General features: G+C 67.5%; 20 protein-coding genes. 7 read left to right on the top strand and 13 right to left on the bottom strand.

What is annotated here, in order from left to right:
• Positions 1–32: 32 nt before the first annotated feature.
• The 5 genes from mctP to ACYQ6W_RS05250 form a co-directional block, all read right to left on the bottom strand.
• Complete coding sequence (gene mctP / locus ACYQ6W_RS05270; RefSeq protein WP_459673995.1) at positions 33–1,586, bottom strand: monocarboxylate uptake permease MctP; 1,554 nt, start codon at positions 1,584–1,586, stop codon at positions 33–35.
• On the bottom strand, positions 1,586–1,810 hold the full coding sequence (locus tag ACYQ6W_RS05265; RefSeq protein ID WP_459673993.1) for a DUF3311 domain-containing protein: 225 nt from the start codon (positions 1,808–1,810) through the stop codon (positions 1,586–1,588). Before ACYQ6W_RS05265 ends, mctP begins: the two co-directional genes overlap by 1 nt.
• 95 nt (positions 1,811–1,905) lie before the next feature.
• Positions 1,906–3,267, bottom strand: coding sequence for an ABC1 kinase family protein (locus tag ACYQ6W_RS05260; protein ID WP_459673992.1), 1,362 nt, complete (start codon positions 3,265–3,267; stop codon positions 1,906–1,908).
• A gap of 3 nt (positions 3,268–3,270) precedes the next feature.
• Positions 3,271–5,109, bottom strand: a complete 1,839-nt coding sequence (locus tag ACYQ6W_RS05255; protein WP_459673991.1) for a M3 family oligoendopeptidase — start codon at positions 5,107–5,109, stop codon at positions 3,271–3,273.
• A 111-nt stretch (positions 5,110–5,220) separates the two neighbouring features.
• Entirely contained in the window at positions 5,221–6,156 is a 936-nt protein-coding gene (locus tag ACYQ6W_RS05250) for a crotonase/enoyl-CoA hydratase family protein (RefSeq protein ID WP_459673989.1), read from the bottom strand.
• Positions 6,157–6,435: 279 nt separating this feature from the next.
• Between ACYQ6W_RS05250 and ACYQ6W_RS05245 the strand changes: the two genes are divergently transcribed.
• On the top strand, positions 6,436–8,592 hold the full coding sequence (locus ACYQ6W_RS05245) for a GGDEF/EAL domain-containing response regulator (protein ID WP_459673987.1): 2,157 nt from the start codon (positions 6,436–6,438) through the stop codon (positions 8,590–8,592).
• Positions 8,593–8,642: 50 nt separating this feature from the next.
• Positions 8,643–11,144 (top strand): ATP-binding protein, encoded by a 2,502-nt coding sequence (locus ACYQ6W_RS05240; RefSeq protein ID WP_459673986.1) that lies wholly within the window; start codon positions 8,643–8,645, stop codon positions 11,142–11,144.
• Between the two features lie 4 nt (positions 11,145–11,148).
• On the opposite strand, the gene ACYQ6W_RS05235 is transcribed toward ACYQ6W_RS05240, so the two are convergent.
• Positions 11,149–12,282, bottom strand: coding sequence for a type III PLP-dependent enzyme (locus ACYQ6W_RS05235; RefSeq protein WP_459673985.1), 1,134 nt, complete (start codon positions 12,280–12,282; stop codon positions 11,149–11,151).
• A 343-nt stretch (positions 12,283–12,625) separates the two neighbouring features.
• Between ACYQ6W_RS05235 and ACYQ6W_RS05230 the strand changes: the two genes are divergently transcribed.
• Positions 12,626–13,609, top strand: a complete 984-nt coding sequence (locus ACYQ6W_RS05230; RefSeq protein WP_459673983.1) for a YihY/virulence factor BrkB family protein — start codon at positions 12,626–12,628, stop codon at positions 13,607–13,609.
• Here the strand turns inward: ACYQ6W_RS05230 and ACYQ6W_RS05225 are convergent.
• Together ACYQ6W_RS05225 and ACYQ6W_RS05220 are read right to left on the bottom strand one after the other, a co-directional pair.
• Positions 13,580–16,597: a glycosyltransferase family 2 protein gene (locus ACYQ6W_RS05225; RefSeq protein ID WP_459673982.1), complete on the bottom strand. Its 3,018-nt coding sequence runs from the start codon at positions 16,595–16,597 to the stop codon at positions 13,580–13,582. The genes ACYQ6W_RS05230 and ACYQ6W_RS05225 overlap by 30 nt on opposite strands.
• 96 nt (positions 16,598–16,693) lie before the next feature.
• Positions 16,694–17,245: a hypothetical protein gene (locus tag ACYQ6W_RS05220; RefSeq protein ID WP_459673980.1), complete on the bottom strand. Its 552-nt coding sequence runs from the start codon at positions 17,243–17,245 to the stop codon at positions 16,694–16,696.
• A gap of 137 nt (positions 17,246–17,382) precedes the next feature.
• On the opposite strand from ACYQ6W_RS05220, the gene ACYQ6W_RS05215 reads away from it, so the two are divergent.
• From ACYQ6W_RS05215 to ACYQ6W_RS05200, 4 genes are read left to right on the top strand one after another with little or no spacing between them, the layout of a single operon-like run.
• Entirely contained in the window at positions 17,383–18,108 is a 726-nt protein-coding gene (locus ACYQ6W_RS05215) for a response regulator (protein WP_459673979.1), read from the top strand.
• Between the two features lie 14 nt (positions 18,109–18,122).
• Positions 18,123–19,511: an ATP-binding protein gene (locus ACYQ6W_RS05210; protein WP_459673977.1), complete on the top strand. Its 1,389-nt coding sequence runs from the start codon at positions 18,123–18,125 to the stop codon at positions 19,509–19,511.
• Entirely contained in the window at positions 19,508–20,623 is a 1,116-nt protein-coding gene (locus tag ACYQ6W_RS05205; RefSeq protein ID WP_459673975.1) for a glycosyltransferase, read from the top strand. Before ACYQ6W_RS05210 ends, ACYQ6W_RS05205 begins: the two co-directional genes overlap by 4 nt.
• Positions 20,624–20,680: 57 nt before the next feature.
• Positions 20,681–21,304, top strand: coding sequence for a LysE family transporter (locus ACYQ6W_RS05200; protein WP_459673974.1), 624 nt, complete (start codon positions 20,681–20,683; stop codon positions 21,302–21,304).
• A 67-nt stretch (positions 21,305–21,371) separates the two neighbouring features.
• On the opposite strand, the gene atpC is transcribed toward ACYQ6W_RS05200, so the two are convergent.
• From atpC to ACYQ6W_RS05175, 5 genes are read right to left on the bottom strand one after another with little or no spacing between them, the layout of a single operon-like run.
• A complete protein-coding gene (gene atpC, locus ACYQ6W_RS05195) occupies positions 21,372–21,785 on the bottom strand; it encodes an ATP synthase F1 subunit epsilon (RefSeq protein WP_459673973.1) in 414 nt (137 codons plus the stop codon).
• Positions 21,786–21,810: 25 nt separating this feature from the next.
• On the bottom strand, positions 21,811–23,232 hold the full coding sequence (gene atpD / locus ACYQ6W_RS05190) for a F0F1 ATP synthase subunit beta (RefSeq protein ID WP_459673972.1): 1,422 nt from the start codon (positions 23,230–23,232) through the stop codon (positions 21,811–21,813).
• Between the two features lie 25 nt (positions 23,233–23,257).
• Positions 23,258–24,148, bottom strand: a complete 891-nt coding sequence (locus tag ACYQ6W_RS05185) for a F0F1 ATP synthase subunit gamma (protein WP_459673971.1) — start codon at positions 24,146–24,148, stop codon at positions 23,258–23,260.
• A 21-nt stretch (positions 24,149–24,169) separates the two neighbouring features.
• Positions 24,170–25,705: a F0F1 ATP synthase subunit alpha gene (atpA, locus tag ACYQ6W_RS05180; RefSeq protein ID WP_459673969.1), complete on the bottom strand. Its 1,536-nt coding sequence runs from the start codon at positions 25,703–25,705 to the stop codon at positions 24,170–24,172.
• A gap of 1 nt (position 25,706) precedes the next feature.
• Complete coding sequence (locus tag ACYQ6W_RS05175; RefSeq protein ID WP_459673968.1) at positions 25,707–26,249, bottom strand: F0F1 ATP synthase subunit delta; 543 nt, start codon at positions 26,247–26,249, stop codon at positions 25,707–25,709.
• Positions 26,250–26,372 lie beyond the last annotated feature (123 nt).

Here is a 26,372-nt window from a genome sequence, read left to right as displayed (position 1 = left end):
GCGGGTGAGGCTGTCACCCGCCCCGTCCGCACTCAGAACTCGAAGCGCGCGGCGGGATCGTCCGCCGAACGCACACCGCTCATGGCGTTGAGCAGCCAAGAGAGAGCGAAGCTCACCACAAGATTGACGATGACGGCGTAGAGCGCGGCATAACCCGGGGCGAGCAGGCCGCCGAGATGCAGCGCGTACGTTGCCGACTTGAAGCCGGTCGAGGCGGCCATCAGCGTGCCGAGCAGCATGCCACAGGCCCAGCCGGCGAGCAGTGCACCTGCGCGCAGCCGCAGACGTGTCAGACCACAGAAGATCGCAGGCAGCGTCTGGATGATCCAGATTCCGCCCAGCAACTGGAACTGGATGGCGGTCGCCGCGGGCAGGCCCAGGATGAAACCGAGCGCGCCGAGCTTGACGATGAGCGAAATGAGTTTCGCCATCCGGCTTTCCTGCAGGTCCGTCGCATCCGGCCGCAGGAAGGCCTTGTAGATGTCACGCGTGAAGATGTTGGCGGTTGCGATCGACATGATCGAGGCCGGCACCAGTGCGCCGATCGCGATGGCGGCGAAGGCGACACCTGCGAACCATTCCGGAAAAGCCTTCAGCATCAGCGCCGGCACTGCGAAGTTGCCCTTGTACTGCGCGAAGCCCGCGGCGAATTGCGGATCCTTGGCAACGCCATAGGCGATGGCCATGAAGCCGAGCAGCGCGAGCAGGCCGAGCACGATGGAATAGGCCGGCAGCAAGGCGGCGTTGCGCTTGATCACCCGCCCGCTGGAGGCGGCCAGGATGCCCGTCATGGAATGCGGATACAGAAAGAGCGCGAGCGCCGAGCCGAGAGCGAGCGTCGCATAGGCGCTGTAGCTGCCGAGGCTCCCCGCGGCCGGCACGGGCAGCGTGAGTTTTGCCGCCGGCACGGCGGCGAAGATATGGCTCCACCCGCCGAGCTGCAGGGGGATGACGATCGCGGCGGCGATCACCGTCGCATAGATCAGCAGATCCTTGACGATGGCGATGATCGCCGGCGCGCGGAGACCGCTGGTATAGGTGAAGGCGGCGAGCACGACGAAGGCGATGAAGAGCGGGATGTCCGCCCAGATGCCATGGCCGCCCTGCAGGCCGAGGGCTGCCAGCACCACCTCCATGCCGACGAGCTGCAAGGCGATGTAGGGCATGGTCGCGAGAATGCCGGTGACGGCGACGGCGAGCGACAGGGCGCGGCTGTCGAAACGGCCGCGGACGAATTCGGGCGCCGTCAGATAGCCGTGGCGTTTGCAGATCCGCCACAGGCGCGGAAAGACGACGAAGAGCACCGGATAGATGATGATGGTGTAGGGCACGGCGAAGAAGCCGATGGCACCTGCCCCGTAGATCAGCGCCGGGACGGCGACGAAGGTATAGGCCGTGTAGAGATCGCCGCCGAGCAGGAACCAGGAGATCAGCGTGCCGAAGCGGCGGCCGCCAAGGCCCCATTCATGCAGCGTGTCGAGATCGCCGCGGCGCCAGCGGGCGCCGAGGAAGCCGAGCACCGTGACGAGGGCGAAGAGGGCGAGAAAGACGACGAGGGCGACGGGCCGGAGCGCGAGCGGAGCCATCAGGCGTCATCCTCATGCGGGCCGGAGGCGGACTCGATGAGGAAGACCACCCCCACCACCGCCGAGCAGAGCACGACCCAGAGCATCTGGTACCAGTAGAAGAAGGGAAAGCCCCAGAGGGTCGGCGTGGTGCGGTTGAAGCAGCCGACGGCGAGCACGGCGATGACGGGCAGGATGAGCAGAACACGCCAAAGGCTGGCGCGCGGGCGGGATGGTTTTGGCATGGCGTCCTCCGGCAGCGCCCCGGACGGGCGCGACGCGCCCTGCCTACCAAGTCGTAATGTTCGGGGCAATCATCCGGGAGCCGGAGCGGGCGCCGCTATTTCGGCGGCGGCACACCCGCCGCAGCCAGAGCCTGTGCCTGGCGCTCGCCGAGCGCCGCTTCGTCGAAATTCTCCGTCACCTCGCGGTACAGCTTGCTCCAGTTCAGCTCCGCCTTGAGGCGCAGGAAGACGCTGCCCAGGCCGACCGCGGACCGGTCCATCAGCACGAATTCCCGCGGCGGCCGCACCCCGCCGATGCTCTTGAGGCCGGAATGCACCTCCTCGGCGACCGCGCGGCCGAAATTGCCCTCGCCATTCTCCTGGATGCGCCGCACCCGGTCGTCCAGCAGCGGCTCGTAGAGGAAGCGTGCCCAGCCATTGAGAACGCGCACCTTCTGCTCGGTCACGTCGTCGAAGCCCCAGCTGCGATAGGCGGCAGCGGCCTTCTCGTCATCCTCGTCGCGCACCGCCTCGAACAGGTCGATCACCCCACGCACGAAGTGCGGCGGAAAGACGCGGATGGCGCCGAAGTCGAGCAGGTTGACGGCACCATCGGGCCGCACCTGGTAATTGCCGAGGTGGGGATCGCCGTGGATGATTCCGTAGTGATAGAAGGGCACGTACCAGGCACGGAACAGGGCTTCGGCGACCCGGTTGCGGGCCTCGAGGGAGGGCTGGGTGTCCAGCCAGCGCTGCAGCGGCCCTCCGTCCAGCCAGGTCATCGTCAGCAGGCGCGCGGTGGTGAGATCGGCAACCGGTGTCGGCACGTGGATGTCGGACACGCCCGAGAGCATCGCCTGATACAGGCGCATCTGCGCCGCCTCACGCGTATAGTCCAGCTCCTCACGCAGCCGCTCCGAGAGTTCCTTGTAGATCTCGTCGTGGTGAATGGCGTTGTCCATGCGATGGTAGATTGCCATGGCAATCTTGAGCTGGCGGAGGTCGGCTTCCACCGTACTCGGCATGTCGGGATATTGCAGCTTGCAGGCGACCTGCGTGCCGTCCGGCAGGACGGCGCGATGCACCTGGCCCAGGCTCGCCGCAGCCGCCGCGTCCTGCCCGAAGCTCAGGAAACGGGACTGCCAGTCCGGCCCCAGCTCCCCCGCCATGCGCCGGCGCACGAAGGCCCAGCCCATGGAGGGCGCATTCGCCTGCAACTCGGACAGCTCCGCCGCATATTCCGGCGGGAGGGCATCGGGAATGGTGGTGAGGATTTGCGCCACCTTCATCAGCGGTCCTTTGAGACCGCCGAGCACCTGGCGCAGATCCTCGGCATGGGCCGCGCGGTCGGTCTTGATGCCGAAGACGCGCTCGCCCGCGACACGCGCCGCGATGCCGCCGACCGCGCCCGATGTGCGCGCGAAGCGGCGCACGCTGCCGAGGAAAGTGGCGTCCCGCCCGCCTGTCTTATCCGACATGGGTCAGACCCCGCCTTTCCCGTCCGTCGTCGCCAGCTCGTCGATGAAGCCGGCGATGACGTCGAGCCCGCGCGTCCAGAAGGCCGGATCGGCGGCGTTCAAGCCGAAGGGCGCCAGCAACTCGCGATGCCGCTTGGTGCCGCCCGCCCGCAGCATGTCGAGATATTTCTCCTGAAAGCCGGGATGCCCGCTCTGGAATTCGGCATAGAGCGCGTTGACCAGGCAATCGCCGAAGGCATAGGCATAGACGTAGAAGGGCGAGTGCACGAAGTGCGGCACATAGGCCCAGTAGTTTGCGTAGTCCGGGGTGAAGCTGAAGGCCGGCCCGAGGCTCTCGCTCTGCACTTCGAGCCAGATTTCGCCGATGCGCTCGGGCAGGAGCTCGCCCGTACGGCGCGCGTCGTGCAGCCGAGTCTCGAAGCGATAGAAGGCGATCTGGCGCACCACGGTGTTCAGCATGTCCTCGACCTTGGCGGCGAGCATGATGCGGCGCCGCGCCGGATCGGTCTCGGCGTCGAGCAGGGCGCGGAAGGTCAGCATCTCGCCGAAGACGCTGGCGGTCTCGGCCAGCGTCAGCGGCGTGCCTGAGCGGAGATAGCCCTGGGCTTCGCCTGCCAGCACCTGGTGCACGCCGTGGCCGAGTTCATGGGCCAGCGTCATCACGTCCCGCGTCCGGCCGTGATAGTTCATCAGAATATAAGGATGGGCGGAGGGAACGGTCGGGTGCGCGAAGGCGCCGCCCGCCTTCCCCGGCCGCAGCGCCGCGTCGATCCAGGGATTGTCGAAGAAGCGCTGGCCGATCTCCGCGAGTTTCGGGCTGAAGGCGCCATAGGCGGACAGCACGCGAGACCGCGCCTCCGGCCAATCGATCTTGCGGTCCGTGTCCGTCGGCAGCGGCGCGTTGCGGTCCCAGTGCTGCAGCCGGTCGAGACCGAGCCACCCAGCCTTGAGGGTGTAATAGCGGTGGGACAGCCGCCCGTAATTGGCGACGACGGCCGAGACCAGCGCCTCGACGACCTCGTCTTCCACCATGTTGGAGCGATTGCGATAACTGCCGGGGGTCGGATAGTGCCGCCAGCGGTCGATCGTTTCCTTGTCCTTCGCGAGCGTATTGGTGATGAGGGAGAAGAGACGGATGTTGTCAGCCAGCGTCCGGCTGATGCCGGCGGCCGCCGCTTCCCGCACGCTCCTCTCCCGATCGGAGAGGCGGTTGAGCGCGTCGCTCACCGTCAGGCTTTCGCTTCCGATCGCGACCCGAAGGCCCGCCATGGTCTCATCGAACAACCGGCTCCAGGCGGAGGCGCCGGTCACTTCCTTTTCGTGCAGCAGCTGCTCGATCTCGTCCGACAGCTGATGCGGCTTGAAGACCCGGAGATCGTCGAGCCAGGACTTCCAGCCGGCGAGCGCGGGATCGGCCAGCTTTTCGGCCAGCGCCGCTTCGTCCAGCCGGTTCAGGTCAAGGGTGAAGAAGAGGAGATCGGTCGAAATCTCCGTCACCCGCTCGCTCATCGACTGGTAGAAACGCGCGTTCGTCGCGTCCGAACTGTCGCTGCTGAACAGCAGCTGAGCATAGGACATGACGCGGCCCAGGCGTTCCTCGACCGCCTCGTAACGGCCGAGCGCCGCGGCGAGGTCGCTACCCGAAAGCCCACTCAGGCGGCCCGCGAAGGCGGCGCGAAATGCCGCCGCCTCTGCCTTGGCCTCCTCCAGATCCCGGGCGAGATCCGGGCTTTCCATGCCGTCATAGAGGTCACCGAGATTCCAGGACGGCAGGTCCACCGCGCCGGTCGTCGTCCCCTGGCCGGGGCCATACGGCAGCTGCGGTGTCTCAACTCGAACCATGGCAGGCAATCTCCAGACTATCCCGGGGCACTCTAGGGCAAGCCTCCGCCCGGTCATAGCGCCCTGCGGGCGCCAGCCGAGACGTGAGCCTCTCCCTATGTTCGGCGGCGCTCACTCCGCTGCAAGGCGGGTTTCAGCGCCGCTTCCATGCCGCCGCGTCTGGGCTCGCACCAGGCGGCCCATCTTCTTGAGATCGGCCTCTTCGAGCTTCATCGCCGCCTCGACCCAGACATCCACCACCTCGATCAGCTCCGCGCGGGTCAGCGGATGCACGCGATGGCGCGCCTGGAGCACCGCCTGATGTGCATTGAAGCGACGGTCGAGCCGGGCGAGATAGTCGCGAACGGCGGCTTCGCCTTCCCCATCCTCCGCCACATGGTCCACCAGGCCCATGTCGTAAAGCTCGGCCGCGGAAAAGATCTTGCCGCTGAGGATGAGCTTCTCCGCCCGCACCGCATCCAGCCGGCGGGTGAGGAAGGAATAGGCCCCCATGCCGGGGAAGAGGTTGAAGAGCACTTCCGGCAGGCCGAAGGTCGCGCTGCGCTCGGCGACGATGTGGTGGCAGGAGAGTGCCGCCTCGAACCCGCCGCCCAAAGCCGCCCCCTGCACCAGCGCCACCGTCGTCACCCGCCGGTCGTATCCCACGGCATTGTGATAGACGATGTCGACGCAGGCATGGGCGTAGCGCCGCAGATCGTCCCGCGCGCGGGCGCGGATCTTGGCGCCGAAGAGGTCGAGGTCACCGCCCAGGTTGAAGATCCCCGGAACGCGGGAGCCGACGACGACGTAGCGAAAGGGTTCGGCCTCCGTCGTCGCCCGATAGATGTCGGCCTGAATGCGACTCATGTCCCGCAGCAGGTCGGGGGTATAGCTCGGGCGGCCTTCGGGGCGCATGAAGCAAAAAAGCGCGCGGGCCGCCGAATCCAGCTCCACCTGCATCGTCGGGTGATAGTTTCGAAGCAAAGACGACAGCGCCGGCAGGGTTGCGGGATTCGACATTTCCTCGGGTGCGGTGACAAGGCCGAGCGCGGGGTTTACGAAAGTCATGAGACTTCTCCTGCGAGAACGCGGAGTTTTCCGCGACCCGAGACCCGCCGAGACGATCCCGGCGATGATCGGGCATCCCATTCTCTCTCGTTTTTTTGGCGCCTGTCGCGAGATTCCCGCACTGCACAAAGGGATGTGTCGTCCGAACCGCTTCGAGTACGCCTATCGAGGGAGGCCTTGGTAAAACTACCCCGATCGCCCCTATAATGAGAGGGTTGGCGGCGGCGCGGAGTCACCCACCCCTGCGGCGTGCACCGGTCGGCGGCTCACGGAGTGGACATGGCCTTTGTAGTAATCGTCGACGACCGCGCCACAAATCGCAGCATCTTCTCGCGATTAGCGGGCTTTCTTGACGAAAACGTAGAGGTCGAAGCCTTCGCCGATCCCGACCCTGCGCTCCGCGTCATCGGCGCCAAGATGCCGGACCTCGTCATCACCGATTACAAGATGCCGCAGATGACGGGGGCAGCCTTCACCCAGCACATCCGCTCGCTCCCGAATGGTGCCGATGTGCCGATCATCGTCATCACCGCCTATGACGACCGGGCGTTCCGCCTCGAGGCACTGGAGGCGGGCGCGACCGACTTCGTCCAGACCCCCATCGACCATCAGGAATTCATCACCCGCGCCCGCAACCTGCTGAAGATCGGCTCGCGCCAGAAGCAAATCCGCAATCGTGCCAATGCTCTGGCCCGCGAACTTGAGGGCGTGGAGCAAGAACGGCTGGAACTGCTACGCAACAGCCGCGACCGTCTGGCCCAGGTGATCGACACCGTGCCCGCCATGATCAGCGCCCACGACCGGCGGGGGGAGTGCATCTTCGCCAATGCCTACCAGGCCGCCGTTCTCGGCAAGGGCGAGACCGACGCCGTCGAAGGCTCGGGCCCCGAGACCGAGCGCTCGCGACAGCTCGACGCGCGGATCTTCGCGACCGGCCTGCCCTTGCCGGCCTACGAAGAGGAGGTGACGGACCCGACCGGGCTGCGTCGCGTCTTTCTCACCACCAAGACGCCGCTCCGCGGCGCCGATCACGCGGTCAGCGGTGTGTTGACCACCTCGCTCGACATCACCGAGCGGAAGCGCGCGGAAGAGCATCTGCATTTCGTCGCGCACCACGACGCACTGACCGGCCTGCCCAACCGCCATGCCCTGCATCTGCGGCTGGAAGACACGATCGACGCGGCCGCCGCCCGGTCCCAGGAATTCGCGCTGCACTTCCTCGATCTCGACCGCTTCAAGAGCATCAGCCACGCCTTCGGCCATCACAACGGCGACCGGCTGCTGCGCGCGGTGGCGCAGCGCATGTCCGGCCTCATCGGGCCCGATGATCTCATCGGCCGGCTCGGCGGTGACGAATTCGCAATCATCCAGACCGGGATCGGCCAGGGCGCGGAGGCCAGGGCCTCGGCGCGCCGCCTTGCCGAAACGATACGTGCAGCCTTCGATGTGCCCTTCGCCATCGACGGGCGCAGCATCCACACCAGTTGCAGCCTGGGCACTGCTCTCTTCCCGCATGACGGGACGGACCAGGACGTGCTGCAGCAGAGCGCCGACCTCGCTATGTATCGTGCGAAATCCCTCGGCCGGAACACGGTCTGCCAATTCGAACCCGCTTTGCAGACGGCCGTCCGCGACTCCGCGCAAATCGAGATCGACCTGCGCGCCGCCCTCGCCCGTGACGAATTCGTCTTGCACTACCAACCACAGGTCGACCTCGTCACGGGGCGGATTCTCGGCGTGGAGGCGCTGATCCGCTGGGCGCGCAACGGCGGCGAACTCGTCTACCCGGACGCGTTCTTGCCCGTCGCCGAGGAGGCCGATCTGATGACGGCGCTCAGCCTCTGGGTGCTGGATGCCGCCTGCCAGCAGGCCGCCCGCTGGGAGCAGGCGGGCCAGGCGACACGGGTCGGCGTCAATTTTTCCGCCTCTCTGTTCCGGAACCACGACGTCGCCAGCCTGGTACTGGCCGCGATCGACCGCACCGGCGTCTCCGCCAGCCTTATCGATCTTGAGCTGACCGAAACGATCCTGCTGGAGGATCACGAGGCTGCCCGCACGCAGATCGCCCGGCTGCAGGCGCGCGGTGTCACCTTCTCCGTCGATGATTTCGGCACCGGCTACGCCTCTTTCACCTATATCGACAAGCTGCCGGTCAACCGCCTGAAGATCGACGGCGGCTTTATCCGCAACATCTCCACCCAGCCGGAGGCATTCGCCGTGATCCGCGCCATGATCGGCCTCGGCCATAACCTGCGCATGCGGGTGATCGCGGAGGGCGTGGAGACGGCCGAGCAGTTGGCGACCCTGCGGCGCGAGGGCTGCGACGAGGTGCAGGGCTATTTTTTCAGCAAGCCCTTGCCGGCTGAGGAACTGGCTCAGTTCTATCGTGATGTGGCAGTCACGGGGTTGCCCGGCTATGAGGGCGGCCAAGGCTGACGGGCTGATCCGCGGCTCGAACCCGCGCCCACCACACCATGTCTCATGCCATGCCCGACGCAGACGCCCGTCCCGCGCCCGCCGGCCCGCCCCAGCCTCTTTCGGCGCGGGGCCGCCTCAGGCTCGCGGCGCTCGTCGCGCGGCTGAAACAGGGCCAGGGTACCGAACATCAGATCATCATCAACCGCCTGGTGATCGGGCTCGGTGTCTTCCTCTACCTGCTCATCTTGCGGGTGGAGGGCGCGCTGGAGCGGCCGCTGCTGCCCCTGCTCACGAGCGGCCTCTATGCCTTGATGGGCCTGCTCTTCTTTCTCGATCTCGTGATCCGAGCCCGGCCCTCTCGGCTGCGGCTCGTGCTTCAGCTGATCGTCGATACCGGCACGCTGTCCGCCGGCATGCATATCGGCGGCCGCATCGCTGCCCCGCTCTACCCGATCTATCTCTGGGCCGTGCTGGGGTACGGCTTCCGCTTCGGCCTCGGCTATCTGCGGGCGGCCACCGCCTGCGCCGTCGCGGGCTTCGGCCTCTGCCTCCTCACCACCCCCTATTGGCGCCACGACCCCTATCTGTCGGCCGGCCTGCTGGCCGGGCTCATCGCCATTCCCCTCTACACGGTCTCCCTCATCCGCGGGCTGTCTGCGGCCAAGCGCCAGGCGGAGGAGGCAAACCAGGCGAAGAGCCTGTTCCTCGCGAGCGTCAGCCACGAGCTGCGCACGCCGCTCAACGCCGTCATCGGCATGAGCGATCTGCTGGCAGGCACGCGGCTCGACCGCGAGCAGCAGGAGATGGTGGGCACCACCGGCACCGCCGCGCGCTCCCTCCTCGGCCTCATCAACGGCATTCTCGATTTTTCGCGCCTGGAAGCCGGCCGCATGCCGGTGCAGACCCAGGCCTTCGACCTGGCCCAGTTGCTGCACGAGATCGAACGGCTCGTCTCCGTCCCGGCCGCGGCGAAGGGTCTCGCCATCTCCACCTTCATCGACGCGGGGCTGCCGGCGCGGCTGATGGGCGACCCCCGCGCGCTGACGGATGTGCTGCGCAACCTCGCCAGCAACGCGGTGAAATTCACACCGAGCGGCTTCGTGCTGATCACCGCGCGCATCGCCATGAGCGAGGCCGGCACGCCGCGGCTCGCGATCGCGGTGACAGACAGTGGCATCGGCATCGCCACCGCCGCCCAGGCGCGCATCTTCGAAAGCTTCACCCAGGCGGACGAGACGATCATCGACCGGTTCGGCGGCACCGGCCTCGGCCTCGCCATCGCCCGGCGCCTGGCGGAGCTGATGGAGGGCCGCATCACCCTCCAGAGCCAGGTCGGCGCCGGCAGCACCTTCACCCTCGATCTGCCGCTGCATCCGGCCGCGCCGGCCGATAGCCCCGTTCCCCCGCTTCGCCTCGCCCTCATCACCCCGGAACCGAGCGACCGCGCAGCGCTGATCGGCCAACTGGAGGCGCGCGGCTGTTCGGTCTTCACTCAGCGCCTGCCCGCAACCGCGGACGCGGAACGGCTCTTTCAGGCCTTCGCCGAAACCAGCGGGCTTCAGGGCCTGCTGCTGGATGCGGCGACACTATCGCAACTCGCCCACTCGCCCCTGCGTCTGGAGGAGGCGCTGCCGCCCGTCATTCTCCTGTCGGAGGAAGGCCACCTCGCGGCCGACCCCGTCATGGAGCGGCACTGCCTGTCCTGCCTGCCGATGGAGCCCGAGCCTGCACTGCTCGACAACGTGCTCCGCTTCCTCGCCGCACAGACCGAAGCCGGAGCCACGCGGCCGCTCGGTGCCCGCTCCCAAGGCCGGTCCCTGCACGTGCTGGTCGCCGACGACAACGGCATCAATCAGGCGGTCGTCTCCAAGATTCTGGAACGCGGCGGCCACAGCTTCGTCGTCGTCGGCAATGGCGAGGAGGCGCTCGATGCGCTGGAGCGCGAGGACTTCGCCCTCGTGCTGATGGACGTGAACATGCCGGTGATGAACGGCATCGAGGCGACCAAGCTCTACCGCTTCGGCGCCGTCGGCCGCCCCCATCTGCCGATCCTGGCGCTCACCGCCGATGCGACACCCGAAATGGCCGAGCGCTGCCGCGAAGCCGGCATGGACATGTGCATCGTCAAACCGGTCGAGGCCGGACAGCTGCTCGACATTATCGCCGAGATCGCGGAGGGCCAGGGCGCGGGGCCGTCGGCGGCGCCGGCCAAGGGGGGCGCCGAGAAGCCCGCCCAGGTCCTGAGCGCCCGCATGCTGAAGGATCTCGAAAGCCTCGGCGGTGCGGCCTTCGCCGCCGATCTCGGGCGGGATTTCATCGCGGAATCGGAAGGTCTGGTGCTGAGCCTGCGCGCCGCCGCCGCCGTGCGCGATCACGGGCTGTTCCAGGCGGAAGCCCATGCGCTGAGCAGCGCGGCAGTCAATATCGGCGCCGAAGAGGTGGGGCGGCTCTGCCGCGGTCTGCGTGGGCTTTCGCTCGCGGATGAGCCCGCGACCCGGGCCGCGCTGTCAGAGCTGGAGGCGGCGCTCGCGCGCGTCGCCTCCGCCCTGCAGGAGACCTACGACCTCTAGCCGCTCAGATGTAGTGCTCGGCGAGCGGCGCGAAGCCGTTGAAGCCCTGGGCGGCATAGCTCGTCACATACGCGCCCGCCGTCTCGATCGTCACCCGGTCGCCATCTTTCAGCGCAAGCGGCAGCCGGTAGTCGCTGCGCTCGTAGAGGATGTCCGCCCCGTCGCAGGTGGGGCCGGCGAGGACCACCGGGCCTGTCTCGTCCCCGTCATGGGCCGTCGTCAGCCGGTAGCGGATAGCCTCGCCCTCGGTCTCGGCAAGACCGCCGAAGCGGCCGATGTCGAGATAGACCCAGCGCGGCGCGTCCGGATCCGGATTGCGCTTGCTGACCAGCACGACTTCGCTCGACACCACGCCGGCATTGCCGACCATGGCCCGGCCCGGTTCGATCGCGATATCCGGCAGATCATTGCCGAAATGATCGGTCATCGCCGTCATGATCGCATCGGCGAAGGCATCCGGCGCCGGCACGTCGCGGCGGTAGCGCGTCGGGAAGCCGCCGCCGAGGTTGAGAAAGCGTAGGTCGAGCCCGGCCCGCTTCAGATCCGTGAAGAGCATCGCCGCCTGTCCCACTGCGCGGGCATAGGCCAACGGATCGGTCTGCTGGCTGCCGACATGGAAGGAGAGGCCCCAAGGGCGCAGACCGAGCTCGGCCGCAAGCGGCAGGAGCAGGCGCGCCTGTCCGACGGAGGTGCCGAACTTCTTGGAGAGGGGCCATTCCGCGCCCTCGTTCACCACCATGAGCCGGCAATAGACCCGCGCACCCGGCGCATGCGCCGCGATCTTGCGCAGCTCCTCCTCGGAGTCGAAGGCAAAGAGATCGACGCCGAGCGCATGGGCGCGCGCGATGGCGCTCGCCTTCTTGATCGTATTGCCGAAGCTGATGGCGGCCGCCTGCGCGCCGGCGGCCAGGCACTGCTCGATCTCCTCGATGCCGGCGGCATCGAAGGCGCTGCCGAGCCGCGTCAGCCGGTCGAGGATCTGCGGGGCCGGATTGGCCTTCACCGCGTAATAGACGGTGGCCAGCGGCAGGACGCGGCGAAGCGTGCGATAATTCGCCTCCACCTGGTCCAGGTCGAGGACGAGGCACGGCGTTGCCGGCTGACGGCTGTCCAGAAACTGCGCGATTTTTGGTGTCATCGCACTGTCCCCCTATGATGAGCGCCACCTGTTCAGGCGGTGGCGAGGTTGCGAAACGGTCGAACGAACCAGCGACCAACGAGGAGTTGCCAGAACGCTTGACGTCGTTGCGTAAACCCGAGGGCCAGAGGCACGTGCGTTGCTGCGTGGGGGTGGCACATAGACCCCCCGCCCCCCGACCGCAAGTGTCGATTGCCCCGCGGCTCTGATCGCGCAGCACCTCAGCCACGCACTGAGCCCAAAGCGGGCGGCGGCTTGAATGGCGGGAGAAGAGCCAAGATTATCTTTGCGGTTGATCGGAGGGCGCATCCGCCCCTAACGAGGAGCGCGCAAGGACCTCTTCATGCCGATCGTCAACGACACGCTGAAGCGCGAGATCAAGGAGCAGATGAAGACTCCGCGCGGCCGGGTGCTGCGCGATACGACGCTCGCCATGATCTCGGACTACATGTCCCTCAACGCCGCGGGCTGCGCCTTCTACGCGACGCTCGCGCTCTTTCCCGCCATGACCATGCTGATCTCGATCTACGGCATGGTCTTCGATCCGGTGACGGTGGAGCCGCAGCTCGCCTATCTGCGGCAGATCATGCCGCCCGCCGCCTATCAGCTCCTGTCGGATCGCGTGCACGAATTGGTGAGCAATCGCAGCGGCAGTCTGAGCATCAGCCTGGTCGTCAGCCTGATGATCGCCTTCTGGTCCGCCGCCTCCGGCACCAAATCCCTCATCTGGGCGCTGAACTTCGCCTATCGGCGCAAAGAGACGAGGGGCGTGCTGCAATTCCAGGCGCAGGCGATGGTGATGACCTTCGGCGCCATCCTGGCGGCGGTGCTCGGCATCGGCGTGCTGGTGGGTCTGCCCACCGCCTTCTCCGCCCTCGGCCTCTCGAAATACACCGCGCAGCTCGCCCATCTTTCGGGCCTTGCCGGACTCTTCGTCTTCATCCTCGGCATGCTGATGCTGTTCTACAAGCTCGGCCCGGCCCCGCACCCCAACGGCGTGGGGCCGGTGCTGCCCGGCGCGCTCACCGCCTCCGTCCTCTGGCTGCTCGTCTCCGTGCTGTTCTCGCTCTACGTCAGCAACATCGCGAGTTACAGCGCGGCCTATGGCGCGCTGGGCGCCGCCGTCGGCGTCATGATGTGGTTCTGGGTCAGCGCCTATGTCGTGCTCTTCGGGGCGGAACTGAACGCGCAGATCGACCGCATGCGGCGCCACCACCCGGCAGAGGAGGCGGAAAGGCAGGAAATGCTGCCGCACGACATGCTGCAGCGGGAGGAGAAGGCCGAGGCCGCACGCTCCTCACTCCGCCGCGACGACGCCTTCCGCTGACCCGACCTTGCGCCGGCGCGGGCGCTTCGCAGGCGCCGGCTGCGTGGCACCGGCCGCCTCTGTCCGGATGACGACGCGCGGCGAAGCGTCGCCGCAGCCTTCCTCCGCACGCAGCCGGTGATCGTAGAGGAAGAGTTCGAGCATCGGGTTGTAATAGGGATCGCCCCGGCGCAGCAGCTCCGCCCAGTGGCGCTTGAAGCGCGCATTGTCCTGCGGGTGCTTGAGCTCGCCGCTGGCGCTCCGCGTCACCGACTCATGATGGTAGAGCACGGTGCGGCCGTCATAGATGATCTTGTATCCGGCCCGGCCCACCCGCAGACAGAGATCAGTGTCGTTGAACCCCACGACGAACTTCTCGTCATAGCCGCCGACTTCGTCGAAGACCGCGCGGCGCATCATCATGCAGGCCGCCGTCACGGCCGAGAAATCCCGCACCGCGGGCAGCGTCGCGTTGTAGCCCAGGGTGCGGCTGCCGTCCTCCTGCCAGACCGGCTCGAAGCGCAGAGCGTGGTCGGCCAGATCGTGGATGCCGACGATGACGCCGCCATGCTGCACGCGCTTGTCGCTGTACATCAGCGCGGTGCCGACGATGCCCGTCTTCGGCCGTGCCGCGAGGGAGCGCATGCGCTCAAGCCAGCCGGGCTCCACCACCTCGATGTCGTTGTTCATGAAGACGACGAAGGGTTCGCCCTGCCCTGCCTCCCGCACCGCCCGGTTGTTCATCAGCGCGTAGTTGAAGACGCCCTTGTACGGCATCACCCTGTGCCGCCGCGCCACCTCCGCCAGGTATTTCTTCGACTGCGCCTGCTTCGACTCATGGTCGATGACGACGAGCCGATACTCCTCCGCCGGCGTCGTGCGTTCGATCGAGGCGATGCATTGGCGCAGCACGTCCACCCCGTCCTTCGTCGGGATGACGATGAGCACGCGGCCGCCGGGATCGGGCCAGGTGATTTCGAACTGGTTGAATTCGGCGGCCGGTTTCGCCTGCGCACCGGTCTCCAGGCGGTCGAGATGGCGCTGCAGGGCAGCGGCCGATGCGTCCATCACCTGCGCCTGCTTGGCATGGCCCGTGCTCGTTTCATGGGTGCGCCAGCGGTAGAGCACGCGCGGCACATGCGCGATCACCCGGCTTTCCTCGATCACGCGCAGGACGAAATCCACGTCTGCCGAGATTGCGAGCCGCTCGTCGAAGCCGCCGATCCGTTGCGCAATCTCCGTCCGCAGCGCCAGCATGTGCACGAAATAGGGATGCGACAGGTAATAGTCGTGCGAGAAAGCCGGGCGCGCGCGCACGTCCAGCACCACGGAACTGTCTTCGGTGGTGATCGCCTCGTCGCTGTAGATGAAGTCCGCCCCCGTCTCCCGCGCGGTCTTGAGCAGGTGATGCACCGCATCGGGCTCCAGCACGTCGTCATGGTCCATGAGCGCCACATAGGGATGCCGTGCCTCGCGAATGCCGAGGCTGGTAGCCCCGGCGATGCCGAGGTTGCGCGGCGCGCTGAAGACGCGGATGCGCCGGTCGGTCTGCGCGAACCAGCCCAGGATCTGCTTCACCTGCGGTTCCGTTGAACAGTCATCGACGCAGATCAGCTCCCAGGCGTCGCACCACTGGGTGCACACGCTGCGCAGCGCTTCCATCAGCCATTCCCGCCGCGTGTTGTAGACCGGCATGACGATGGAGAGCCCTTGCCCGTGGGCGGCGTGGTTGATGTGGCGCCGCAAACGCTCGAGGCTGCGCGGGGCGATGCCGCGATCAGGCAGCAGATAGCGGCGGATGTTGGGATTGAGGGTGGGCTGCTGCGGACCACCGTTGAGGACGATTTCGGTGCCCTTGATGCGCACCGTGATGTCGCGGTCGAACAGCGTGTGCAGTGGCTGGTTGAAGGGGATGCGGAAGCCGCAGCGGGCCGTCGGCATGCCTGCCTCCAGCACGTCGCGGCGCAGGCCACTCGCCACCGCCTCCCCCACCACGCGGCCGTCGCAGACCGCTTCTACCGTGCAGGGCTCGTCCGGCCGCCGCATGTCGATCACCCAGCCGCAGGCGAGATTGCCGTCGATGTTGTCGAACAGGCCGCGGATGTCGGCGGCGACGGAGAGCCGGCGCGGGCTGCCGATGAGATGCGTCGTCGTGCCGGCGAGCAGGATGGAGAGCGTTTCACCGTCCCGCAGATGGCCCACGACCTCCCCGGGGACGGTGAAGCCGCAGGCGGCGGGCAAGCCATGCACCTGCAGATCGGGCCTCAGCTTGTTCGCCATCACGGTCGCGACCAGGCGCTCCCCCGCCATGACCGAAAGCGTCAGGGGATGGGATGGGTCGCGCAGATCGGCGAGCCAGCCCGTGATCCGGGTCTGCGAGACCTGATCGACATAGCCCGCGATCCCCGCGGCCTTAGCCGTCGCCTCCATGGCAGGCTCCACGCGCACGCCGCTCAGATGCACGGTCAAGCGCCGCGGCTCGCCGAAGGGCAGAAGGGTGACCAGGGGCAGGATGGCGCTGTAGCGCGTCCGCCCCGCCTCCATCGTCTCGTCGGGCAGCGCGAGGCCTGCGGCCTGCACCTGGCCCTCCTCGTCCACCGCGACGACGGCGAGCGAGGCGACCGGGCGCCCCGCCATGGTGGCCGAGACGGCGAGGCTCGCCTTTTCGAGGGCCACGCGCTCGACCAGAAGCGCCAGCACGCGGTCCAGCTGGATGGGTTCGGGCAGCAGGCTGCGCCCGGTCTCGCGGGAGATCAGGTCGACGCGCTGCGGCAGGATATGGGGCGGAAGAGAAAAGGCCAGCTGAGCCGCGGGCGCGGCGAGCGACACCTGCGCCAGCGCATGGCCATCCAGCAGAACGTTGTAGACGCCGGCCGCGAAAAGCGCGCCATCATCCGCGCTGAGGGTTGCGACGCCGTCGAGAAGGGTCAGCCCGCCGTCAGCCCGAGCCCGAGCGGGCCGGGTGGCCGCCGCCGTGCGAGGACGAGCAGGCTTGGACGTCTTCGCCATCGATACACCCCCGGTCTCCGTCTTCTATCGCCGGTTCGTGCATCGATGATCAAGCCCCGCCCGCCGCGGGGGGCGGGCGGGGTCTCGCTCAGGGCCTCAGCCGATGCGGTTGAGGCGGCCGCTATGCGGATCGACGGAGAAGCGCGCGATGACGGCGCCATCCTCCGTCGTGTAGGCGAAGGTGATGGCGCCGTCTGCCGCCGGAGCGACGTCCGCCACCTTCCAGCTGTGGTTGCCGTGGATCAGCAGGATCGCCTGAGCCAGGGTCTGTACGTCACCCGTGCTGAGTTTCTTGTCGGGTTGATTGAAGAACAGGCCCCAGGTCGCCGCCATGTGGCGCATGTGCTCCATGAAGGGGCCCGGCATGCCGGGGTGCGGGGGCATGCCCATCCCCTCCATGCCATGCGGGCCCGGACCCATGCCGGGAGGAGGCGGGGGCATCTGCCCCATGGGCGGCGGCGCGTCGGCCGCGGGACCGGCATCCGGCGCCGCCGGGGCGGAGGCATCGGCCAGGAGTTGCTCGATCGGCTCGCCCGCCTTGGGCTGGCTCGCCGCCGGGTCCGTCTTGGGCAGGTCGCCCGCGAAGCTCTGCACCGTGGCGCCGGCCAGGGCCAGGGTAATGATTGCCGCTGTGGTGATGCGTCCCATCGGAATGTCCTTTCTGGTTATCGCAACACCCGCACCCTGCCCTGCCTGTGTGACGGGCACAGGACCGGTACGCGACAAAGTGCAACAACGCCGCAAGACATCTGCACGATCCGTTATGATTCGCTTATCTTCTGCGCATGGATATCCGTCCGCACCTTCTCGTCGTCGATGACGACCACGAAATCCGCGAGCTTCTCACCCGCTTCATGGAGAAGAACGGCTTTCGCGTGACGGCCGTGCGCGACGCGCGCGAAGCCCGCCGCGCCTGGACGCGCGGCGCCTTCCAGCTCGTGGTGCTCGACCTCATGCTGCCCGGCGAAGGCGGCCTCGATCTCGCGCGCTGGCTGCGCGACCAGGAAGACGTCGCCATCGTCATGCTGAGCGCCATGGGCGAGGATACGGACCGCATCATCGGCCTCGAACTCGGCGCCGACGACTACATCGCCAAGCCCTTCAATCCCCGCGAGCTTCTGGCCCGCATCCGTGCGATCATGCGGCGCGCGACGGATACGCAGGGCAGCGCGACCAATGGGGATCGGACCGCACGCCCGCTGCGCTTCGCCGGCTGGACGCTGGAGCCCGCCCGTCGCCGGCTGCTCAACCCCGACGGAGTGGAAGTGCCTTTGACCGGCGGCGAATACGACCTGCTCTTCGCGCTCCTCGAACGCGCGAACCGCGTGCTGACACGCGACATGCTGCTCGACCTGCTGCGCGGACGGCAGGCCGGACCCTTCGACCGCGCGATCGACGTCGCGGTCAGCCGTCTGCGGCGCAAGCTGGATGACCAGGGGGGCGGCGCCCAGCTGATCAAGACGGTGCGCGGTGGCGGCTACGTGCTGGCCGCAACGGTCGAACGAACGTGACGTCGGCAGGCCGCGTGTCGCGGCCGCAAGGCCCGCCCGGCAAGAGCTGGCTGGGGCGGATCAGACTATGGCCGCGCACCCTTGCCGCGCGAACGGCGCTGGTGCTGATCGTGGGCCTCGGCGTCGTCCAGACCATCGGGCTCGGCATTCACACGCTCGACCGCAACGATCTCGTCCGTCTCGCCGCGGTGCGTGTCTTCAGCTTCCGGCTCATGGGCATCTACCGCGACCTCGTGGAGGTGCTGCCCGAGCATCGCGAGGCGCGCCTGCAGAAGATCGTGCTGCCGCCGCATTTCTCCGTCCGTCTCGTCAACGACACGGGCAGTCTCTTCCAGAACCTGCTGCCGACGCCGCCGCCCATCCGGCACGCGATCCTCCTGAACATGGACAACTTCCCCATGCCTCCGGAGTTGCGGCCGCAGGCGGTCAATTTCGGCTTCAACCCCGAGACCCGGCACGAATACACGGCGCTGCAAATGCCGGACGGCCGGTGGCTGGTGATTTCGAGCCTGCTGCCCAGCCCCGGCTCCCTGCAGGGCACGGAATTCCTCATCGCCTTTATCCTGATGACGGTGCTGGCCGCGGCCCTCACCCTCTGGGCGGTCCGCCGCCTCACCGCGCCGGTGCGCACGCTGGCCGCCGCCGCGGAAGCGCTCGGGCGGGACGTGAATGCCCCGCCCCTGCCCGAAGACGGGCCCGCGGAGATCGCCGCCGCGGCCCGCGCCTTCAACACCATGGCCGGGCGCATCCGCCGCTTCGTCGGCGACCGCACGCTGTTGCTCACCGCGATCGGCCATGATCTGCGCACGCCCATCACGCGCATGCGGCTGCGCGCCGAGTTCATGGAAGACGACGAGCAGCGCGCGAAGATGCTGGCCGATCTCGACGAGATGGAGGCGATGGTCTCCGCCACCATCGCCTTCGGCCGCATCGCGAGCCCGAACGAGCCCGTCTCTCCCATCGATCTGGCAGAGCTCTTGCGCACGGTGCTGGACGAGGCCGGCGATGCCGCGCCCGAAATCGCCGACCGGCTGCGCTACGAGGGGCCCGACCACTGGACCGTCCGCGTTCGGCCGCAGGCCTTCAAGCGGGCGCTGACCAACATCGTCAGCAACGCCATCAAATACGGCCACTGCGCCCAGGTGCGCATGCAGCCGCCGGAGAAGGCCGGCGGCACGCTGCGGATCGAGGTCTGCGACGAAGGGCCCGGCATCCCGGCAGAGCACATGGCGCGGCTGCTCCAGCCCTTCCAGCGGATGGAAACCAGCCGCAACCGGCAAACAGGTGGCGTGGGCCTCGGCCTCGCCATCGCGCGCGACATCGCCCGCGCCCATGGCGGGGATCTCATCCTTGGCAATCGGCCGGAAGGCGGGGCGCGCGTCACCCTGACCTTGCCGGTATGAGCGCCCGTTTTCTCGTCTATCGGGACGTTATCCTGCCGGCCTCGGAACGGTCCTTCATGCGCCGGCAATATCTCGGCTTCTCGCGTCTGGCACCGCTCTGGGTTGGGCGGCGGGTGACGCCGGTCGCGGATGACATGGGGCTGGTCACCCACCGGCTCGGCGGCGCCGGACCCTTGGGGGATGTCGCGCGCGCTGCCTTCCGAGATTTCGGGCTAGTGCCGGACCGGGCGGCCCTCGCTGCGCAGCAGCCGGTGCTGATCCATGCCCAATTCGGCCGCGGCGGCGCGCTGGCCCTGCCCCTTGCGCGGAGCCTCGGCCTGCCGCTGGCGGTCACCTTCCATGGCGGCGATGCGCATAAGGACAAGCACTACCGCACCGGCCTCACCCAGGGCGTCTTCGCCCGCCGGCTGGCCAGCCTTCAGGCAGAGGCGCGGCTTTTCATCTGCGTCTCCGAAAGCGTGCGGCAGAAGCTGCTGCAGCGCGGCTTTCCCCCGGCAAAGCTGGTGGTGCATCCGATCGGCACCGACATTCCGCCCGACGTGCCCCCGCCGCGCGCCGAAGGCCCTCTCCTCTTCGTCGGCCGTTTCGTTCCCAAGAAGGGACTGCCAGTGCTCATCCGGGCCCTGCAGATCCTGCGCGCCGAAGGGCGGGAGCCGGAGACGCTGATCGTCGGCGATGGGCCGGAGGCGGCCGCCCTTCGCGATGCGGCGGCCGGCCTGACCCGCTTGCGCTTCCTCGGCTGGCAGACGCCCGAGGCGGTCGCGGCGTTGATGCGGCAGGCGGCGCTGCTCGTCGTGCCCAGCGTGCGGGCAGCGGACGGCGACGCGGAGGGCCTGCCGAGCGTGGTGGTAGAGGCCATGGCCCAGAGCCTGCCGGTGCTCAGCACCGATCAGGCCGGCGTGGAGGGTGCCATCCTGCCCGGCCGCACCGGCGAGATCGTGCCGGCCGGCCAGGCGGAACCACTGGCGGACGCCATTGCCGAGTTGATGGGGGCACCCTGCCGGCGCATCGGCCTCGGCACCGCCGCGCGCGCCCTCGCGCAGGGTGCCTTCGACGCGCGCGCGCAGTCCCGCAGCCTGGAAGCCTTGCTGCTGTCGCTGGTCCGCGGGTAGCGGGTTGGCCGACCGGCGAAGAAGGAATAGTCTCGCGGGCAAAATGGGAGGAAACCCATGACCGCCGCGCTGCTGACGCTCGCCGAAATCTCCCTCGCCCAGGGGCTCGCCATGGTCTCCCCCGGGCCCGCCTTCCTCCTCGTCAGCCGCACGGCGGCGAGCCGGCCACGCCCGACCGCCTTTGCGACCGCCATGGGCGTCGCGACGGCGGCGGCCCTCTGGGCGGTGGCGGCGACCGCCGGCGTCGCCGGGCTGCTCGCGCGCTTCCCCGTGCTCTATGCGGCAATCCAGCTGATTGGAGCCGTCTATCTCATCGCCCTCGGTCTCGCCGCCTGGCGCGACGACCCATCGGCCGAGATGCGCGCGACGGCACCGGACGTGGCGGGCGGCCAGGCCTTCCGCCGCGGCCTGTGGCTCAGCCTCAGCAACCCCAAGATCGTCTTCTTCTACGGCGGCATCTTCGTGACCCTGCTTCCGGCACAGGCGCCACTCTGGCTGCGCGGGGCTGCGCTCGCCCTCGTCGTCACCCAGGAATTCCTTTGGTATTCGGCAGTTGCGACCGTCTTTTCACGTAGCGCGGTGCAGGCCCTCTACGGCCGGTTGCGCCACCGGATCGAACGCGTGATGGGCGCCGTCTTCATCGCCCTCGGCGCACGGATCGCGGCCCTCGCCCATTTCTGAGCGCGTCCCAATGAAAAGGGCGGTCTCACATGGAGACCGCCCTTTTCATTCGTCTTCTGACCGGGTGTCAGGTCGGGGCCGAGGTCACGTCCACGATCGCCTGCGCGACCTGAACCTTCTCCATCAGCGGCACCAGCTGATCGACCTGGCCGGCGCGCTCCGCCTCGCTCAGCGCGCGATTGGCTTCGGCGAGCTGGCGCTCGCCTTCGGCCTGGCTCAGGCTGGAGGAGGGCTCGGCCGTGTCGGCCAGCACCGTCACCCGCTCTTCGGTGATTTCGGCGAAGCCGCCGGTCACGAAATAGCGGGCCGTCACGCGGTCGCCCTCATAGAGGATCACCTCGCCGCCGCGCAGCAGGGTGATCATCGGGCTATGCTCCTGCAGCACACCGATGTCGCCTTCCGAACCGGGGATCACGACCATGTCCACGGACTGGGAGACGAGCAGCTTCTCGGGGCTGACGATCTCGAGGGAGACGGGCACCTGTCTATCCTTACCTTAAGACCGATCAGGCCTTCTCACGCATCGACTCGGCCTTCTTGATGGCCTCCTCGATGGTGCCGACCATGTAGAAGGCGCCTTCCGGCAGATCGTCATACTTGCCGGCGACGATTTCCTTGAAGCCCTTGATGGTGTCGGCGACCTGCACAAACACGCCCGGCGAGCCGGTGAAGACTTCGGCGACGTGGAAGGGCTGGCTGAGGAAGCGCTGGATCTTGCGGGCGCGGGCGACGACCAGCTTGTCGTCTTCCGAAAGCTCGTCCATGCCGAGAATGGCGATGATGTCCTGCAGGGACTTGTAGGTCTGCAGGATCTTCTGGACGTCGCGCGCCACCTGGTAGTGCTCCTCGCCCACGATCCGCGGATCGAGCGAGCGCGAGGTGGAGTCGAGCGGATCGACCGCCGGGTAGATGCCCTGCTCGGCGATGGAGCGGGACAGCACCGTGGTCGCGTCAAGATGGGCGAAGGAGGTGGCCGGCGCCGGGTCGGTCAAGTCGTCCGCCGGCACGTAGATCGCCTGCACCGAGGTGATGGACCCCTTCTTGGTGGAGGTGATGCGCTCCTGCAGCGCGCCCATGTCGGTGGCCAGCGTCGGCTGATAGCCCACCGCCGAGGGAATGCGTCCGAGCAGCGCCGACACCTCGGCGCCCGCCTGGGTGAAGCGGAAGATATTGTCCACGAAGAACAGCACGTCCTGGCCTTCGTCGTCGCGGAAGTATTCCGCGATGGTGAGGCCGGAGAGGGCGACGCGCATGCGCGCACCCGGCGGCTCGTTCATCTGGCCATAGACCAGCGCCACCTTGGAGCCTTCGCCTTCGGTCTTGATGACGCCGGCGTCGATCATCTCGTGATAGAGGTCGTTGCCTTCGCGCGTGCGCTCACCGACGCCCGCGAAGACCGACACGCCGCCGTGCTCCTTCGCGATGTTGTTGATGAGTTCCTGGATGAGCACGGTCTTGCCCACGCCCGCGCCGCCGAAGAGGCCGATCTTGCCGCCCTTCAGATAGGGCGCCAGCAGGTCGACGACCTTGATGCCGGTGACGAGGATTTCGGCATTCGCCGCCTGGTCCTCGAAATCCGGGGCTTCGCGATGGATCGGCATGGTGCGCACCGCCGGAACCTCGCCCCGCTCGTCGATCGGCTCGCCGATGACGTTGAGGATGCGGCCGAGCGTGCCGGGACCCACGGGCATTGCGATTGCCGTGCCGGTGTCGGTCACTTCCTGGCCGCGGACGAGACCGTCGGTCGTGTCCATGGCGATGGTGCGGACGGTGTGCTCGCCCAGCTCCTGCGCCACTTCCAAAACCAGCGTGCGATCGCCGACCTTGGTGGTCAGCGCGTTGTAGATGAAGGGAAGCTCGCCTTCGAACTGCACGTCCACGACTGCGCCCAGAACCTGCGTGACGCGACCGACAGAATTGTTTGCCATTTTCGTATCCTGCTCTGTGCGCTGCTTAAACGGCTTCCGCGCCGGAGATGATTTCGACCAGCTCAGACGTGATGTTCGCCTGGCGGGCGCGGTTGTAGTTCAAGGTCAGGCGCTTGATCATGTCGCCCGCATTGCGGGTCGCGCCGTCCATCGCGGTCATCTGCGCCGCGAAGAAGCCCGCCTCGTTGTCGAGCATCGCCCGGTAGAGCTGGATGCTGAGCGCCCGCGGCAGCAAGCGGCTGAGAATCTCATCCTCGTCCGGCTCGAACTCGTAGGACGCGCGGTCGCTGTCCTTCGCGGTCGAAGACGGCTCTTCCGAGGCCATGGGCACCAGGCGAACTTCCGTCGGCACCTGGGACATCACGCCCTGGAAGTGGCTGTAGACCATGGTCACGGCATCGACTTCGCCGCGCGCCAGCATCTCCTGGATGACGCCCGAGACGAGTTCGGCATCGGCGAATTCCGGCCGCTTGCGGCCGCCGGGCATCGGGTTGTCGATCATCTGGCTGCCGAATTCACGGCGCAGATAGTCGCGGCCCTTGCGGCCGATGGCGAGGATCTTCACCTGCTTGCCCTCGCCCATCAGACGGCGGACGAGGTTGCGGGCCATGCGGGCGGAGTTGACGTTGAACCCGCCCGCCAGGCCGCGATCGGCCGTGACGGAGACGACCAGATGCTTCTGGTCCCGCCCGGTGCCGGCCAGCAGCACGGGGGCGCTGCCCGCCGGCTGGTCCGCCATGCTGGCGGCCAGGGCACGGAGCATGCGCTCCATGCGGTCGGCATAGGGCTGCGCCGCTTCGGCCTGCGCCTGGGCGCGGCGCAGCTTGGAGGCCGCGACCATCTTCATGGCGCTGGTGATCTTCTGCGTCGACTTGACGCTGTTGATCCGGGTGCGAAGTGGCTTCAGGCTCGGCATGATTGATGGGTTCCGCCAGCCTTAAGCCACGAATTCGTCGACGAGCTTCTTGATGAAGGCCGTCAGCTGCTCGTCGACTTCCTTCTTGATCTCGCGATTGGTGCGGATCGACTCGAGGATGCCGGGTTCGCGGCTCTTGAGGTCGTTCACGAAGCGGCGCTCGAACTCGACGATCTTGTTCACCGGCACGCGGTCCAGCAGACCACGGACACCGGCGAAAATCACCACCGCCTGCTCTTCGACCGCCAGCGGATGGAACTGCGGCTGCTTCAGAAGCTCGGTGAGGCGCGCGCCACGGGCCAGCAGCTGCTGGGTCGAGGCGTCGAGGTCGGAGGCGAACTGGCTGAAGGCCTGCATCTCGCGATACTGGGCGAGGTCGAGCTTGATCTTGCCCGCGACCTGCTTCATCGCCTTGATCTGCGCAGCGGAGCCGACGCGCGAGACGCTGATGCCGACGTTCACAGCCGGGCGGACGCCTTTGAAGAAGAGGTCCGTCTCAAGGAAGATCTGGCCGTCGGTGATGGAGATCACGTTCGTCGGGATATAGGCCGAAACGTCACCCGCCTGGGTTTCGATCACCGGCAGCGCCGTCAGGCTGCCCGCACCCATGGCGTCGGACATCTTCGCCGCACGCTCGAGCAGGCGGGAGTGCAGATAGAAGACGTCACCCGGGAAGGCCTCGCGGCCCGGCGGGCGGCGCAGCAGCAGGGACATCTGGCGATAGGCGACCGCCTGCTTCGAGAGATCGTCATAGGCGATCAGCGCGTGCATGCCGTTGTCGCGGAAATACTCACCCATGGCGCAGGCGGTATAGGGCGCGAGGAACTGCATCGGCGCCGGGTCGGAGGCGGTGGCCGCGACCACGATGGAGTATTCCATCGCGCCGTATTCCTCGAGCGTGCGCACGAGCTGGGCGACGGTGGAGCGCTTCTGACCGATCGCGACGTAGATGCAGTAGAGCTTGCGGCTCTCGTCATCACCCGCGTTGATGGTCTTCTGATTTATGAAGGTGTCCAGGATCACGGCGGTCTTGCCGGTCTGGCGGTCACCGATGATCAGCTCGCGCTGGCCACGGCCGATCGGGATCAGGGCGTCGATCGCCTTGATGCCGGTCTGCATCGGCTCGTGCACGGACTTGCGCGGAATGATGCCCGGGGCCTTCACTTCGGCGCGGCGGCGCTCGGTGGCGCCGATCGGGCCCTTGCCGTCGATCGGGTTGCCGAGACCGTCGACCACGCGGCCGAGCAGCTGCTTGCCGACCGGCACGTCCACGATGTCGCCGGTGCGGACGACCGTGTCACCCTCGCGGATGCCGCTGTCTTCGCCGAAGATGACGACGCCGACGCTGTCTTCCGTCAGGTTGAGCGCCATGCCCTTGAGGCCGGCGCCAGGGAATTCGACCAGTTCGCCTGCCATGACGTTCTGCAGCCCGAAAACCTGGGCGATGCCGTCACCGACGCTCAACACCTGACCGGTCTCGGTCACATTGGCGTCGGAGTCGAAGCTGGCGATCTGCTTCTTCAGGATCTCCGAGATCTCTGCCGGGCGGATCTCCATATCAGGCTGCTCCCTTCATCGCGTATTGCAGTCGCTGGAGGCGCGACTTGAGGCTGGTGTCGTAGAGGCGGGCGCCGAGCTTGACGACGAGGCCGCCGAGCAGGCTCGGATCGACCTGTTCGTCGATCTGAACGCGGCCATAGCCGAGTTCGGTGAGGCGCGCACGCAATTGGGTGGACTGGAGGTCCGTCAGCGGATGGGCCGAGATCACTTCGGCGCGGACGACGCCCCGCTTCTTGTCCACGAGGGCCGCGAAGGCGCGGACGATCGTGCGCAGGAAAAACAGGCGGCGGTTGCGCGAGATCACACCCACGAAATTCTGCACGATGCTGCCGAAGCCCTGCTCCTGCAGGATGGCCCGGACGGCCTTCGTGCCCTCGGCCACGTCGATCAGCGGATTGGCGAGGAAAGCGCGGAATTCGGCGCTTTCGTCGATCAGGCGGCCCAGCGCGTCCATCTCTTCGATAACGCGGTCAAGCCACCCCATCTCCTCCGCATGGTCGTAGAGAGCGGCGGCGTAACGCCCCGCGAGGATCTGGTTCAACGATTGATTACCGGCGCCCGAGGCCACGTGTCCTACCCGTCATCAGTTGTCGAGACGTTCCCGCGACGTTTGTCCGAGAAACGTTTTCCCGAGACGCCTACGTACAATGTCATCAATGGCGCC

The sequence above is a fragment of the Acidisoma sp. 7E03 genome, from assembly GCF_054665075.1.
Note: the sequence above shows the minus strand (reverse complement) of the source record. Positions and strands in the feature narration are given on the sequence as shown.

Excerpts from the sequence above, each read along its gene's own strand:
- ACYQ6W_RS05205 (WP_459673975.1), top strand. The coding sequence starts at position 19,508 with ATGAGCGCCCGTTTTCTCGTCTATCGGGACGTTATCCTGCCGGCCTCG.
- ACYQ6W_RS05225 (WP_459673982.1), bottom strand. The coding sequence starts at position 16,597 with ATGGCGAAGACGTCCAAGCCTGCTCGTCCTCGCACGGCGGCGGCCACC.
- ACYQ6W_RS05220 (WP_459673980.1), bottom strand. The coding sequence starts at position 17,245 with ATGGGACGCATCACCACAGCGGCAATCATTACCCTGGCCCTGGCCGGC.
- ACYQ6W_RS05235 (WP_459673985.1), bottom strand. The coding sequence starts at position 12,282 with ATGACACCAAAAATCGCGCAGTTTCTGGACAGCCGTCAGCCGGCAACG.
- ACYQ6W_RS05240 (WP_459673986.1), top strand. The coding sequence starts at position 8,643 with ATGCCCGACGCAGACGCCCGTCCCGCGCCCGCCGGCCCGCCCCAGCCT.
- ACYQ6W_RS05250 (WP_459673989.1), bottom strand. The coding sequence starts at position 6,156 with ATGACTTTCGTAAACCCCGCGCTCGGCCTTGTCACCGCACCCGAGGAA.
- ACYQ6W_RS05245 (WP_459673987.1), top strand. The coding sequence starts at position 6,436 with ATGGCCTTTGTAGTAATCGTCGACGACCGCGCCACAAATCGCAGCATC.
- ACYQ6W_RS05230 (WP_459673983.1), top strand. The coding sequence starts at position 12,626 with ATGCCGATCGTCAACGACACGCTGAAGCGCGAGATCAAGGAGCAGATG.
- ACYQ6W_RS05265 (WP_459673993.1), bottom strand. The coding sequence starts at position 1,810 with ATGCCAAAACCATCCCGCCCGCGCGCCAGCCTTTGGCGTGTTCTGCTC.
- ACYQ6W_RS05255 (WP_459673991.1), bottom strand. The coding sequence starts at position 5,109 with ATGGTTCGAGTTGAGACACCGCAGCTGCCGTATGGCCCCGGCCAGGGG.
- ACYQ6W_RS05185 (WP_459673971.1), bottom strand. The coding sequence starts at position 24,148 with ATGCCGAGCCTGAAGCCACTTCGCACCCGGATCAACAGCGTCAAGTCG.
- atpA (WP_459673969.1), bottom strand. The coding sequence starts at position 25,705 with ATGGAGATCCGCCCGGCAGAGATCTCGGAGATCCTGAAGAAGCAGATC.
- mctP (WP_459673995.1), bottom strand. The coding sequence starts at position 1,586 with ATGGCTCCGCTCGCGCTCCGGCCCGTCGCCCTCGTCGTCTTTCTCGCC.
- atpD (WP_459673972.1), bottom strand. The coding sequence starts at position 23,232 with ATGGCAAACAATTCTGTCGGTCGCGTCACGCAGGTTCTGGGCGCAGTC.
- ACYQ6W_RS05200 (WP_459673974.1), top strand. The coding sequence starts at position 20,681 with ATGACCGCCGCGCTGCTGACGCTCGCCGAAATCTCCCTCGCCCAGGGG.
- ACYQ6W_RS05260 (WP_459673992.1), bottom strand. The coding sequence starts at position 3,267 with ATGTCGGATAAGACAGGCGGGCGGGACGCCACTTTCCTCGGCAGCGTG.
- ACYQ6W_RS05215 (WP_459673979.1), top strand. The coding sequence starts at position 17,383 with ATGGATATCCGTCCGCACCTTCTCGTCGTCGATGACGACCACGAAATC.